Raw genomic sequence first — 11,909 nt, 5'->3', positions numbered from 1 at the left:
AAGCACCTGCCTGAAAGCGAGATCCACCAGCAGTGAGCACAGAAACCGTCACAGACGCAGCCCAGAAGTCACACGACGGGGGGAGCGGCGCACGGCAGGACGCGGGCGACGCGGGCTACAGCAAGGGCCTCAAGGGCCGCCACATCAACATGATCGCCATCGGTGGGGCGATCGGCACCGGCCTGTTCCTCGGCGCCGGTGGTCGGCTCCACTCCGCCGGTCCCTCGCTGGCAGTGGCCTACGCGGTCTGCGGCCTCTTCGCGTTCTTCGTCGTACGGGCCCTCGGCGAGCTGGTGCTGCACCGCCCGTCCTCCGGCTCCTTCGTCTCGTACGCCCGGGAATTCCTGGGGGAGAAGGGCGCGTACGTCGCCGGCTGGATGTACGTCGTCAACTGGTCCACGACCGGTATCGCCGACATCACGGCCATTGCCCTCTACACGCACTACTGGAGCCTGTTCACCAGCATCCCGCAGTGGGTGATGGCGCTGATCGCGCTCGCGGTCGTGCTGTCGGTGAACCTGATCTCGGTGAAGATCTTCGGCGAGATGGAGTTCTGGTTCGCGATCATCAAGGTCGCGGCGCTGGTCGCCTTCATGTTCATCGGCATCTTCCTGCTGGCCACCCATCACCCGGTCGCCGGACATGCGCCAGGGCTGAGTCTGATCACCGACCACGGTGGGCTCTTCCCGACCGGTCTGATGCCCATGGTGATCGTGCTCCAAGGCGTGGTCTTCGCCTACTCCGCGGTCGAGCTGGTCGGTGTTACCGCCGGTGAGACCAGCGAGCCCGAGAAGGTCGTGCCGAAGGCGGTCAACTCCATCATGTGGCGGGTCGGCGTCTTCTACGTCGGTTCGGTCGTGCTGCTGGCGATGCTGCTGCCGTGGAACAAGTTCACCGGTGACGAGAGCCCCTTCGTGACCGTGCTGTCCAACCTCGGTGTGCCGTACGCCGGCGATGTCATGAACCTCGTCGTGATGACCGCCGCCATGTCGAGCCTGAACTCCGGCCTCTACTCGACCGGACGGATCCTGCGCTCGATGTCCATGGCGGGTTCGGCGCCGAAGTTCGTCGGTCGCATGAACCGCAACCAGGTTCCGTACGGCGGCATCATGCTCACCGCCGCGGTGTGCGTCCTGGGTGTCGGGCTCAACTACCTCGTCCCGGGTCAGGCCTTCGAGATCGTGATCAACATCGCGGCGCTGGGTGTCATCAGTACCTGGGTCACGATCATGATCTGTCACATGGTGTTCGTGCGCCGCTCCCGCGAGGGGCTGGTCTCGCGCCCGAAGTTCCAGCTCCCGGGCACACCGGTCACCGACATCGCCACCATTGTCTTCCTGATCGGCGTCATCGTGCTGATGTGGTTCGACGACGGCGTCGGCCGCCAGACCGTGATGCTGATCCCGGTCCTGGCCGCCGCGCTGGTCGTCGGCTGGTACGTGGTCCGTGGCCGGGTGGCCCGGATCGCCAAGGAACGCGAACTGGCGGAATAGTCGCGCGGTAGCGCACGCCTGAGCATGCAGGGGCGGCCGCGGAGGCCCGAGAGGCTTCCGCGGCCGCCCCTGCGCTTGCCCGTCCCGGCTGGTTGTCAGTGGTCGCCTTTACCGTGGAGGCATGACTGAGAACACGGGGATCTCAAGCGTCAGGTACATCAAGGGGGACGCCACCGCGCCACAGGGCAAGGGCGTCAAGATCATCACGCATGTCTGCAACGACCTCGGGGGCTGGGGCAAGGGCTTCGTCCTGGCGCTCTCCCGCCGCTGGCCGGAGCCGGAGGCCGCCTACCGCGCCTGGCACCGCGCGCGGGCGGGGAACGACTTCGGGCTCGGCGCGGCCCAGTTCGTCCAGGTCGCCGAGCGTCTGTGGGTGGCGAACGTCGTCGGACAGCGCGGGACGCGGACGGGCAGCAAGGGAGTCCCGGTGCGGTACGACGCCATCGATGCGGGCCTGGTCCGGGTGGCCGCCAAGGCCCGGGAGCTCGGGGCCTCGGTCCATATGCCGCGGATCGGCTGCGGCCTGGCGGGCGGCAAGTGGTCCCGGGTGGAGCCGCTGATAGCGGAACGACTCACCCGGCAGGGCATAGCGGTGACGGTCTACGACCACTGAGGCATCGTCTCTCATGGCGGTCTGCCTCTGGCTCAAAGCACCCGGGGCAGCCGGGATCGGTCCGAGCCCGGTTGTCGGCGCCACGAAAATGACGGCATGAGGACCGAAGAGGACACCCCGCTCGCTGACCGCGTTCTGCTCATCGAGAGCCGTGCCGACGAGGGTGCTCTCGCGTCCATCGGCCAATCGCTTCCCCGGCGCTCGGCGAACGACGAAGCCCTCTTCCTTTCCTACAACTACGCGGACGTGCCGGTGGGCAGGCGCTTCGGTTGCTGCTTCCGACGCTCCGACGAGAGCGATGTCGTCCGGGTGACCACGACTGTCGTGGCGGTCACCCAGCAGTTCGGAGTCGGGTGGGACGAGATCCCGCACGGCTGGAAGACACTGGCCGTGTTGAGGTTCGACCCCGAGATCCCCGCGCTGATCCGTGACCTTCCGGAGGCCGCTCGATGGTTCGATCAACCCGTCTCGATCCATGTCTCGGACAACGACACCTGGGAAGCGCGAGCCGCCAGCAGGCAGCGCAACGAGAGCTGACAGCAGCGTGTTCCGGGTGGCCTGCGTGAGCAGCGGCTGGTAGCCGATGAGGGCTGCGGCCATGCCGATGAACCCACTCGGCGAACCGCCGGTAGGCCGTCCACCGGCGAGGCCCGAAGACCGGTGGAGCCGCCGCCGGGTGCAGCCCGATGCGGTCACAAAGATGATCACGGCGAGCGGCGGGGGTGTATCCAGGTACACCCCTGCCCGGCACCCAGGCGCAATGGCGGCGGGGGCGCCGGGCGGCATCGTCGGTGCCATGCGAAGGAAAACCGTAGACATCGGGGCGATGGCCCTGTTCCTCGCCGTTGCCTTTCCGGCGGCCGGAGCGCTGGGTGCGCTCCAGCCCGCGACCCGGATACCCGGCGAGGTCATCCAGCTGACGCAGTTCGGACCCGCAGTCGGGGTGGGAGTTGTTGCGCTGCTGTGGCCGGGGCGGGTGCGGGAAGTGCTCGCCGGGCCCGAGCCGGGGCGCGGCGGCCGGGGGGTGCTTCTCCTCATCACGGCGGCTGTGATCATCGCGCTGAGCGTCGGTGCGTACGCGGCGCTCACCGGGGACGGGCGCTTCACCCGGCCGGGTGCCCCGTTCGTGCTGATCGCCGTGGCGCAGCTGATCGGCGCGTGCGGCGAGGAGATCGGGTGGCGCTGCTTCCTGCAGCCGCTGCTGCGCACCCGCTTCGGCCCTCTTGCGGCGTCGGTCGCGGTGGGCGTGGCGTGGGGCGCCTGGCACGTCCAGATATTCGCTCAACACCCCGTGTACGCGGGGGCGTTCATGATGGCGGCGGTGTCCATGTCGGTCGTGATGGGGTGGGCCCTCGAAGGGGCGCGGGCATCCAGGCTGCCGCTCGCCGCGGGCTTTCACGCGCTGATCAACCTCGGCATGCTGCTGTTCATGGACGAAGGGTCCGGCGCGGTGCCGCCCATGGTGGCGTTCGGCGCCTCGTGCCTGGCAGCGGCGGGACTGTGGACGTGGACGAGCGCCGGCAGGCTGCGGACGGCGGCACCGGCACCGGCACCGGCTAGGATCCCCCCGATCATGGACGATGTTCGATAAGCCACGTGCGGTCGCCTCCCGCGCCTGTGTCGCCTTCGGCCGGTGCCAGTTGGCGAGCCTGCATGCCCTCGCGGTGTCGGCGGTGGGCTCGCTGGTCGTCCTCGCCCTGCTGCTGGTGCCCGTGGGCGTGGGCTTCCGGCTGCTGCCGCCCGCCGCGCGGGCCCTGCGCGCACTGTCCGACCGTTCCCGTTCACGCGCCGGCCGGTGGACGGGCGTCCGCATCGGTCCACCGGAGCCGCTGCCCGGGGACCGTGCCCTCAACGCCCGCAAGAGGTCGGGCGCGCTCATCGCCGACGAGGGTTTCTGGCGCGACCTGGCGTGGGCCTGGCTGGAGCCGGTGGCCGGCGGGCTGCTCGTCGCGGTGCCCCTCGCTCTGGTCGAGTACGGGGCGTTCGGCGCGCTGGTGCAGCCGTTCATCTGGCGGCTCATCGACGACGGCAACTGGTACGCGTTCGTCCCCGTGCACAGCACCGCGACCATGTGCGCCGCGCTTGCGCTGGGTCTCGCCTTCATCGCCGCCGGGCTGCTGGGCGCCCCCGCCACGCTCCGGCTGCACACCCGGCTGAGCCGGCCGCTGCTCTCCGCGCCGCGCAGCATCCGGCTCGCCCGGCGGGTCGAGCGGCTCACCGACATCCGTACCAAGGCCCTGGACGCTCAGGCCGCCGAACTGCGCCGCATCGAGCGGGACCTGCACGACGGGGCGCAGGCCCGGCTGGTCGCCCTGGGAATGACGCTGGACCGTGCCACCCGCCTGATGGAGACGGACCCCGCGGCGGCGCGCGACCTCCTGCTGGACGTCCGCCGCACGTCCGAAGGCGCCCTGCAGGACCTGCGCGACCTGGTGCACGGCATCCACCCGCCGGTCCTCGCCGACCGGGGCCTGGGCGACGCCGTCCGGTCGCTGGCGCTCGACAGCTACCTCGACGTCCACGTCGAGACCCGGCTGCCGGGCCGGCTCCCGGCACCGGTCGAGTCCGCCGCCTACTTCGCGGTGAGCGAGGCGCTGACGAACGCGGCGAAGCACTCCGGGGCCTGCGAGGTCGGCATCGCCCTGACCTATGAGAGAGGCCTGCTGCGCGCAACCGTCACCGACGACGGTCACGGCGGCGCCGACCCCGCACGGGGCACCGGGCTGACCGGCGTACGACGGCGATTGGATACCTTCGACGGCACCCTCGACCTGCACAGCCCGCAGGGCGGACCGACCACCGTGACGATGGAGATACCGTGCGCGTTGTCCTCGCCGAAGACCTCTTCCTCCTGAGAGACGGGCTGATACGCACACTCCAGGAACACGGCTGCGAGGTCGTCGCGGTGGACAACGGCCCGTCCCTGCTGCGCGCGCTCCTCGACGAGGGGGACGCGGCGCCGGATGTCGCCGTGGTCGATGTGCGGCTGCCGCCGACCTTCACCGACGAGGGCCTGCAGGCCGCGCTGGAGGCCCGTTGCCGGCGGCCCGGACTCCCCGTCCTCGTCCTCTCCCAGTACGTCGAGCAGCTGTACGCGAACGAGCTGCTGGCCGGGGGCGAGGGCGCGGTCGGATATCTGCTCAAGGACCGGGTCACCCACACCGAGCAGTTCATCGACGCGGTCCGCAGCGTGGCTGCCGGAGGCACGGTGATGGACCCTCAGGTCATCTCCAGACTGCTCTCGCGCAGCGACGCCCGCGGCACGATCGGCGACCTGACACAGCGCGAACGGGACGTCCTGGAGCTGATGGCCGAGGGCAGGTCCAACGCCGCCATCGCCGGCGGCCTGCACATCAGCGAGAGCGCGGTCGCCAAGCACACCGCGAGCATTTTCACCAAGCTCCGGATCGACCCGTCGGCGGACGACAACCGCAGGGTGCTGGCCGTTCTGGCCTATCTCAAGCGTTGAGACGCCGGTTCGTCCGGTGAGTCCGGTGAGTCCGGTGAGCCGGCGGAGCCATGAGGGCCACGCCGTCCTCCCCGGACGGCGCGCCGAGACGCACAAGGAACTCGACGCGCCGCGGACGGCAGCAGCCTCGGCCCGGTGCGGCCGCAAGGCCGCCTAGCCGACGCTACCCACGACCGGGTAGTGGTCCGAGAGATTGGTGTAGGTGTAGTCCTTGCCCCAGCTGGAGACCGTCCAGGGCGCCGACTCCTCCTTGATCACCTTGTTCTGCCAGCCCGCGGGCCGGGCGTTGCCCTTGCGGTACAGGATGTAGTCCAGGTCCTCGCGGGGGTCGTTCGGGTAGCGGTACTTCGCGACGGAGTTCTCCTGGGTGTCGAAGGAGTACGGGTGGCCCGTGCGGCCGTCGGCGGGCGCGAGGTCGGCGTTGCTGAGCAGCGCGTTGTACTCGGCGCTGTGCGAGTCGATGTTCAGGTCGCCGGCCAGCATGACCTCTTCGTCCGCCGGGATGTTCTTGGCGTCCAGGAAGGCGTCGATCTCCTTGAGCTGCTTGGCGCGGTCGGCGGCCGCCTCGCCCGCCTTGCAGCCCGAGTCGGTGGACTGGGTGTGCGTGCCGACCACATGCACCTTGGTGCCGTTGACGTCCAGCACCGCATAGACGAAGCCCTTGTTGGACATGGAGTCCGAACCGCAGGCGTCCTTGTAGATGTACTGCTCCTTGCGCACGATCGGCCACTTGCTCAGCAGCGTCACACCGCCGTCCTCGGGGGTGACGGCCGAGTAGGCGCCGCCGGTGGCGTCCCAGCCGTCCTTGCTGCGGCCGACCACCGGGGTCTGGTGCGGGTACTGCGCCGAGGCGTTGGACTTCAGCGCGTCGGAGGAGGAGTTGTCGAAGGCTTCCTGGAGGACGACGACGTCGTTGCCCTGGAAGAAGTCCGCGGCCGAAATCGCCTGCGCGCGGTGGTCCTGGCCCCAGTTGGGATAGAGGTTCTTGCTCATGAGGAAGGTGTTGTAGGTGAGCACCTTCAGTTGGGGGGCAGCGGCGGCCGACGCCGCGGGGGCCGCGGCGGTGAGCGTGACGGCGGCCAGGGCTGCGGCTATCACGGCGGCCCGGGAAGTGCGGAGCACTGAGTGCGACACGGGAACTCCCTGTGGGAGGTGGGGGGTTGATCCGGCGTCGCTCATCCAATCAGCTGAGGTTACTTCGAGGTAACCACTCGGGGGGAAGGAGATTGAGGGGAGAGGGATTTACCCCCACGGAGTGCCCACCGAGTGCCCGCCGCGGATCCCGCGGCCACGGCCGGCGGCTACAGATGACCGCGCCGCACCGGATCGCTGCCGCTGTTCCCCAGCCCGTAGCTCTTGCCGATGATGTCGCGCTGGATCTCGCTGGTGCCGCCGTAGACGGTGGAGACCACGGCCGTGCGCAGGTGGCGTTCCATGTCGTATTCCGTCGCATAGCCGTAACCGCCCATCATCTGCATGCCCTCCAGGGCGGCGCGTTTGGCGGTTTCGGTGGCCTTGAGCTTCGCCATGGACGCCTCGCGGGGGAAGAGCCGGTCCGGTTCCGCGTCGCAGCGGGCCGCCACGTCCCGGACGAGCAGGCCCGCGCAGGTGATCTCGGTGGCCAGATCGGCGAGACGGTGACGCAGCGCCTGGAACGAGCCCACCGGGTGGCCGAACTGCTCCCGCTCGCGGACGTAGGCGAGGGTGTCGTCGAGGATCCGGCGGGAGAGGCCGAGCATATGGGCGGCGAGGAAGAGGCGTTCCGCGTTCAGGCCCGCCATCAGCTGGGACCAGGCGTGGTCGGCGCGTCCGACCACCGCTTCGGCCGGCAGCCGGACGTCGGTGAGGTAGACATCGTTGACCTCCCGGCCGCCCATGGTCTCGATGCCGCGGATCTCGACGCCGGGCGTGGCGGCCGGGAGATGGAACATCGTCAGCCCCTCGTGCCGGTCGCCGCCGGTGTTGGTCCTGGCCACGAGCAGGATGTGCGCGGCGAGGTGGGCGTTGGAGATCCAGGTCTTGTGGCCGTTGATCAGCCAGTCGCCGTCCCGGGTGCGTGCGGCGCGGCAGCACAGCGCGGCGACATCCGATCCCGCGCCCGGCTCGGACATGGCGAGGGACAGTACCTGGCCGGCGACCGCGCCGCCGATCGCGGCCTTCCGCTGGGCCGGGCTGCCGAATTTCTCGTAGGTCTTGGCGGCGATCACCGAGGTGATGAAGCCGCCGGCCGGGACGAGTCCATAAGCGCACTCCTCCAGGAACAGGCAGGCGTCGGTCATGCCGCCACCGGCGCCGCCGTACTCTTCGGGAAGGCAGACGCCGAGCCACCCCAGGGCCGCCAGGCGCGCGTACAGGGAGGGGCTGTGCGGGCCGCCGGTCTCGGCGGTCAGGGCGTCGCGCTGTGCGCGGGTGCCGCACTCGCGGTGGGCGAAGTCGCGCAGCGCGGTGACGAAGTCCCGCTGTTCCGGGGTGGGCGGCGTGGCCATCGAATGCCTCCTGTACAGGGCGTAGTTACAAAGTTATTCGGTTAGTGTCTTTGTTACGAGGACCTGCGGGACGGCCCGGCCGAGGGGGTCGCGGAACCGCGAGGACGGGAGGGCCGATGGGCGTACGGAGTACCGACGCGACGCCGAGCGCCGGGGCGGGCACCGGGGACGACGGATCGCTGCTGGCGCGGGCGATGGCGAGCGCGCCGGCCGGGGATGCGCTGACCGAGAAGATTCTCGATGCGGCGCGGGAGCAGTTCATGACGTTCGGGCTGCGCCGGTCCACCGTCGACGATGTGGCCAAGCGGGCCAAGGTCTCGCGGGTCACGGTGTACCGGCGCGTGGGGAACAAGGACGAGCTGGTACAGCAGGTGCTGTTGCGGGAGTACCGGCTGTTCGTGGCCGAGGTGGATGCGGCCGTCGCGGGGCTGCCGACCATGGAGGAGCGGATGGTGGAGGGGTTCGCCGCCATCCTTCGGCTGATCCGGGGGCATCCGCTGATCGGGGGGCTGATGCGGTTGGAGCCGGAGACGATGCTGCCGTATCTGACGCTGGAGAGCGGGCCCTCGTTCCTGGCGATGCGGGGTTATCTCGCGGGGCATCTGCGGCGGGCGCAGCGGGTGGAGGGGCGGGCGGAGAGCGATCCGACGCCGGTCGCCGAGCTGATGGTGCGGATCACGGTGTCCTTTCTGCTCAACCCGGTCAGCTGTTTCGCGCTGGACGACGATGAGCAGGCGCGGGGGTTCGCGCGCCGGTATCTGATGCCGCTGCTGGAGCGCTGAGGAGGCGGGACGTTTGCGAGGGGGAGGAGTCACGAGGGGTCCTCGCAGGGGAGCGGCGTGAGCGGACGGTGCTGGGCCCAGGCCGGCCCGAGGTCGTCGAGGGTGTAGCCGAAGGGGTACGAGCGGGGCGGGGCGAGGCCGGGGCGCGAGGCGGGCCGGGCCGGGGTGAGGCGTACGAAGGCGGCGCGGGCCCGTAGGAAGCGGACCGCCAACGCCCTTGTCCAGGCCGGCTGTTGGGGGAATCCGAGGGCGCGCAGCAACGGCTCGTCGAGAAGGGCGAGGGAGAAGCGGGCGAGGGTCGGGCGCAGTGCGGCCGGGTACCGGGCGGACATGATGCGGAAGGTGGCGTTGGCGACGCGGTGGTTGGCCGGGTCGTACGCGAACATCTCGGCTTCGTAGTCGTCGAGCAGCTTCTCGTACCCGGCCATGGTGCGCGGCGCGCCCTCGATGCCCATCATCTCGGCCATCTTGTGGCCGACCAGGGCGAGCGCCTGGCGTTCGTTGGCGCACAGCGGCCGCCAGCCGAAGCGGTCGATCCAGCGTTTGGGGCCGACGACGGTGGTGGCCAGGACGAACCGGTAGTCCTCGTTGGCGATCTTGTACTTGCCGTGGATGCGGTTGAGGTGGCGGGCGGCGGCGCGGCCCCGTTCGGAGTCGAAGCCCTCGGCGGCCATCTCGTAGCCGAGGAGCACCGTGTCGTCGTAGCGCTTCTGTCCGGCGCGCTCGAACTCCTGGGTTCGGTCGAGGAGTCGGGAGATTCTCGGAACGCCGTAGTCGCGCAGGAAGGCGATGCTGACGCCCTGCGCGTAGTCCCAGGGGAACTCGTACTGGGTGATCCAGCGGAAGATCTGCTCGTAGTCGCGCTCGGGGTCCATCCGGCGGATCTCGCGCAGGCGGCTGTAGCGGCCCATGGGCGGTACCTCCTGGGACGGGGGAGTCGGACGGGGGAGTCGGGTGTGGCGCTAGGTGGTGTCCGCAAAGTCCCGCCTGGCTCGCGGCGCCTGGCACGCACGCTCGCTGCGTTGTCGGGATCGTCCACGTAGCCCGCTACGAGGACGACCCTCCGCCTTGCGATCGCACGCACCAGACGCCGCGAGCCCCGCCCTCCGGGCGGACGACGGGACTTTGCGGATACCACCTAGGGGTGGCTGCCGAGGACCGTGTAGCGCACCTCGGCGGCATCGACGAGGACCTGGCCCGCGGTGACCGGTTCCATGGTCAGTTCGGGGAGCTGGACGGCGAGGGGGAGATTGGCCGGAACGACGTCCGCGCCGATGCAGATCACCGGGGTGCTGACCTTCAGGCCGGGGATCTCGAGGGAGCCCTTGAGGGAGGTGGCGTAGACATCGACGTCACGGATGTCGAGCCGGACGTCCAGGATGTGGGTCCGGCCGTCCGGACCCTGCACCTCGAAGTGGTAGTTGTCGGCGACGATCCGCCCGGCATGCACCCACAGGACCTTGATGCGGCCGCCGCCCAGGGTGGGGAGGTAGGTCGCGCCGTGGATGATCGCGTCGGTGGCGGCCAGCCGGGTGGCGGCGACGGTCGGGTGGTACGGGCTGACGGGGTAGGCCGCCCGGCCCGGCCCCGGCTGGTCGCCGATGACCAGCGGGGGCTTGAGCGCGGTGAGGCCGTCGGGGGCGCCGACCGCGCCGGGCTGCGCGGTCCTGGTGGGGCGGCCGGCTCCGGAGGGCGGCGGCCCGGTGGGTTCGGGGTTGTCGGCGCCTCCGGTGTCCACGCCGGTGAGGCAGGGGAGGGAGAGCCGGGCCGCCGCGTCGCGCGGGTCGCCGGCGGCCGGGCGGGCCGCCGCCGGGGGCGCGGCCGCAACCGGCCCCGCGGCGAGCGCGAGCGGCAGTGCCAGAGCGAGGGCGGACGTGCCCGGCAGGTGTCGGACGGCCCGGCTCTCCTGCGCTTCTGGGCGGGCGGTCACCGCTTCCTTGCCGACCGTCTCCGTGCCGACCGTCTCGCGCCGATGCGGCAGCCAGCCGAACGCCATGGACGAGCCCAGCAGCCCCAGCCCGCAGCCGATCCCGAAGCCGCCGAGATTGGTGGTGGCGAGCGAGACGAGCGAGGCGATGGCGGTGACGACCGAGACGAACATCCGTTGCGCGGGGGCGAAGAGGAAGAAGAGGCCGCCCGCGATGAGCACCAGGCCGACGCCGATCGCGGACATTGCACCGATGCCGACCTTGAGCATCAGCGGCAGCGGCGCCAGGGGCAGGAGGATCATCTCGAGGCCGCCGGCCACCGCCCACACTCCCGCCCAGAACGGGCGTCGGCGGCGCCACGACCGCACCGGCCGGCGCAGCCCGGGTGCGGGCAGTATCCGGTCGAACCAGCTGCCGAACTCCTTGGCCAGCTCGGCGAGAAAGCCGAGGACGAAAGTGATCACGGGTAGCTCGCCTCCCGGCTAGTAGCACTCTTTGCCGGTGTGGCTCAGCTCGATCTCGACCTTGTCGAGGGTGAGCGAGCCGCCGTTCGAGGCCCAGGCCGTGCTCCGTACGTCACGGGCGAGGGCGCTGTTCGCCTGGACGCCGAACAGTCCTTGCGGGCCGCTGACCCCCGGTGCGGCGGTGAGCGTCGAGGCGTCCCGGCCCGCCTGTACCCCGGTCACCCGGCCGCCGCTGCTGGTCAGCGCGTCGGCGTTGACGACGAGGTGCTCGCCCTTGATGGCCCGCTCGCCGCCCGACCGTACGATCAGCGACACCTCGCCGACCAGCGGCAGATTCTGCTTCATCGACAGGCAGACCCCTTTTGCCGTGCCGGACCTGATGCCCGCGAGCAGTACGGCGTGCCCCTTGCCGTCCTTGCTGCCGAGGGAGGACGGGAAGCTGGAGATCCCCTGGCCGGTGATCTCGTCGGCGGAGACCTTGAAGTTCTTGCCGGAGACGGCGAAGGACGCGGCCATCGCGCCCTGGGCCAGGGCGATGACGACCGCGCCGACGCAGGCGACGCCGGGCACCAGCATCACCGCGGTCCGCTTCCAGTGGGTGCGTCCTTCGGGGCTCAACTCACGTGTTCTCGCGGCCATTTCGAGGCCCTCCCGACGGGGTGAGTCAATGTTAC

The 11,909-nt window shown here is 70.4% G+C and carries 12 protein-coding genes; 7 read left to right on the top strand and 5 right to left on the bottom strand.

Going from position 1 to position 11,909, the window contains the following annotated elements:
* The first annotated feature begins 32 nt into the window (after window positions 1-32).
* The 6 genes from ACIGWZ_RS32030 (at window position 33) to ACIGWZ_RS32005 (ending at window position 5,575) form a co-directional block, all read left to right on the top strand.
* A complete protein-coding gene (locus ACIGWZ_RS32030) occupies window positions 33-1,493 on the top strand; it encodes an amino acid permease (protein WP_400070221.1) in 1,461 nt (486 codons plus the stop codon).
* A gap of 121 nt (window positions 1,494-1,614) precedes the next feature.
* Window positions 1,615-2,106: a macro domain-containing protein gene (locus tag ACIGWZ_RS32025; protein WP_400070220.1), complete on the top strand. Its 492-nt coding sequence runs from the start codon at window positions 1,615-1,617 to the stop codon at window positions 2,104-2,106.
* 96 nt (window positions 2,107-2,202) lie between these two features.
* Window positions 2,203-2,643: a hypothetical protein gene (locus ACIGWZ_RS32020; protein ID WP_400070219.1), complete on the top strand. Its 441-nt coding sequence runs from the start codon at window positions 2,203-2,205 to the stop codon at window positions 2,641-2,643.
* A 259-nt stretch (window positions 2,644-2,902) separates the two neighbouring features.
* Window positions 2,903-3,697, top strand: a complete 795-nt coding sequence (locus ACIGWZ_RS32015; RefSeq protein WP_400070218.1) for a lysostaphin resistance A-like protein — start codon at window positions 2,903-2,905, stop codon at window positions 3,695-3,697.
* On the top strand, window positions 3,687-4,961 hold the full coding sequence (locus ACIGWZ_RS32010; protein WP_400070217.1) for a sensor histidine kinase: 1,275 nt from the start codon (window positions 3,687-3,689) through the stop codon (window positions 4,959-4,961). Before ACIGWZ_RS32015 ends, ACIGWZ_RS32010 begins: the two co-directional genes overlap by 11 nt.
* Complete coding sequence (locus ACIGWZ_RS32005) at window positions 4,925-5,575, top strand: LuxR C-terminal-related transcriptional regulator (protein ID WP_400070216.1); 651 nt, start codon at window positions 4,925-4,927, stop codon at window positions 5,573-5,575. Before ACIGWZ_RS32010 ends, ACIGWZ_RS32005 begins: the two co-directional genes overlap by 37 nt.
* A gap of 153 nt (window positions 5,576-5,728) precedes the next feature.
* Here ACIGWZ_RS32005 and sph read toward each other — a convergent pair whose 3' ends face one another.
* Entirely contained in the window at window positions 5,729-6,709 is a 981-nt protein-coding gene (sph, locus tag ACIGWZ_RS32000) for a sphingomyelin phosphodiesterase (RefSeq protein WP_400070215.1), read from the bottom strand.
* Between the two features lie 167 nt (window positions 6,710-6,876).
* The gene (locus ACIGWZ_RS31995) at window positions 6,877-8,061 is read right to left on the bottom strand and encodes an acyl-CoA dehydrogenase family protein (protein WP_400070214.1); all 1,185 of its coding nucleotides are present in this window, start codon (window positions 8,059-8,061) and stop codon (window positions 6,877-6,879) included.
* A 194-nt stretch (window positions 8,062-8,255) separates the two neighbouring features.
* On the opposite strand from ACIGWZ_RS31995, the gene ACIGWZ_RS31990 reads away from it, so the two are divergent.
* Window positions 8,256-8,843 carry a TetR/AcrR family transcriptional regulator gene (locus ACIGWZ_RS31990; RefSeq protein ID WP_400070460.1) on the top strand — a complete coding sequence of 196 codons (588 nt, stop codon included), beginning with the start codon at window positions 8,256-8,258 and terminating at the stop codon, window positions 8,841-8,843.
* Window positions 8,844-8,872: 29 nt separating this feature from the next.
* On the opposite strand, the gene ACIGWZ_RS31985 is transcribed toward ACIGWZ_RS31990, so the two are convergent.
* The 3 genes from ACIGWZ_RS31985 to ACIGWZ_RS31975 form a co-directional block, all read right to left on the bottom strand.
* On the bottom strand, window positions 8,873-9,754 hold the full coding sequence (locus ACIGWZ_RS31985) for an oxygenase MpaB family protein (protein ID WP_400070213.1): 882 nt from the start codon (window positions 9,752-9,754) through the stop codon (window positions 8,873-8,875).
* A 227-nt stretch (window positions 9,755-9,981) separates the two neighbouring features.
* The gene (locus ACIGWZ_RS31980; protein ID WP_400070212.1) at window positions 9,982-11,235 is read right to left on the bottom strand and encodes a DUF6114 domain-containing protein; all 1,254 of its coding nucleotides are present in this window, start codon (window positions 11,233-11,235) and stop codon (window positions 9,982-9,984) included.
* A gap of 18 nt (window positions 11,236-11,253) precedes the next feature.
* A complete protein-coding gene (locus ACIGWZ_RS31975; RefSeq protein WP_400070211.1) occupies window positions 11,254-11,874 on the bottom strand; it encodes a DUF6230 family protein in 621 nt (206 codons plus the stop codon).
* Window positions 11,875-11,909 lie beyond the last annotated feature (35 nt).

The sequence above is a fragment of the Streptomyces sp. NPDC053427 genome, from assembly GCF_044544985.1.
In the GTDB taxonomy this organism is placed as follows: domain Bacteria; phylum Actinomycetota; class Actinomycetes; order Streptomycetales; family Streptomycetaceae; genus Streptomyces.
This window is presented reverse-complemented; position numbering and strand designations above follow the sequence as displayed.

Bases quoted from the DNA above. Each gene is read 5' to 3' on its own strand.
- ACIGWZ_RS31990 (WP_400070460.1), top strand. From the start codon at position 8,256: ATGGCGAGCGCGCCGGCCGGGGATGCGCTGACCGAGAAGATTCTCGAT.
- ACIGWZ_RS32015 (WP_400070218.1), top strand. From the start codon at position 2,903: ATGCGAAGGAAAACCGTAGACATCGGGGCGATGGCCCTGTTCCTCGCC.
- ACIGWZ_RS31975 (WP_400070211.1), bottom strand. From the start codon at position 11,874: ATGGCCGCGAGAACACGTGAGTTGAGCCCCGAAGGACGCACCCACTGG.
- ACIGWZ_RS32025 (WP_400070220.1), top strand. From the start codon at position 1,615: ATGACTGAGAACACGGGGATCTCAAGCGTCAGGTACATCAAGGGGGAC.
- ACIGWZ_RS31995 (WP_400070214.1), bottom strand. From the start codon at position 8,061: ATGGCCACGCCGCCCACCCCGGAACAGCGGGACTTCGTCACCGCGCTG.
- ACIGWZ_RS32020 (WP_400070219.1), top strand. From the start codon at position 2,203: ATGAGGACCGAAGAGGACACCCCGCTCGCTGACCGCGTTCTGCTCATC.
- ACIGWZ_RS32010 (WP_400070217.1), top strand. From the start codon at position 3,687: ATGTTCGATAAGCCACGTGCGGTCGCCTCCCGCGCCTGTGTCGCCTTC.
- ACIGWZ_RS31985 (WP_400070213.1), bottom strand. From the start codon at position 9,754: ATGGGCCGCTACAGCCGCCTGCGCGAGATCCGCCGGATGGACCCCGAG.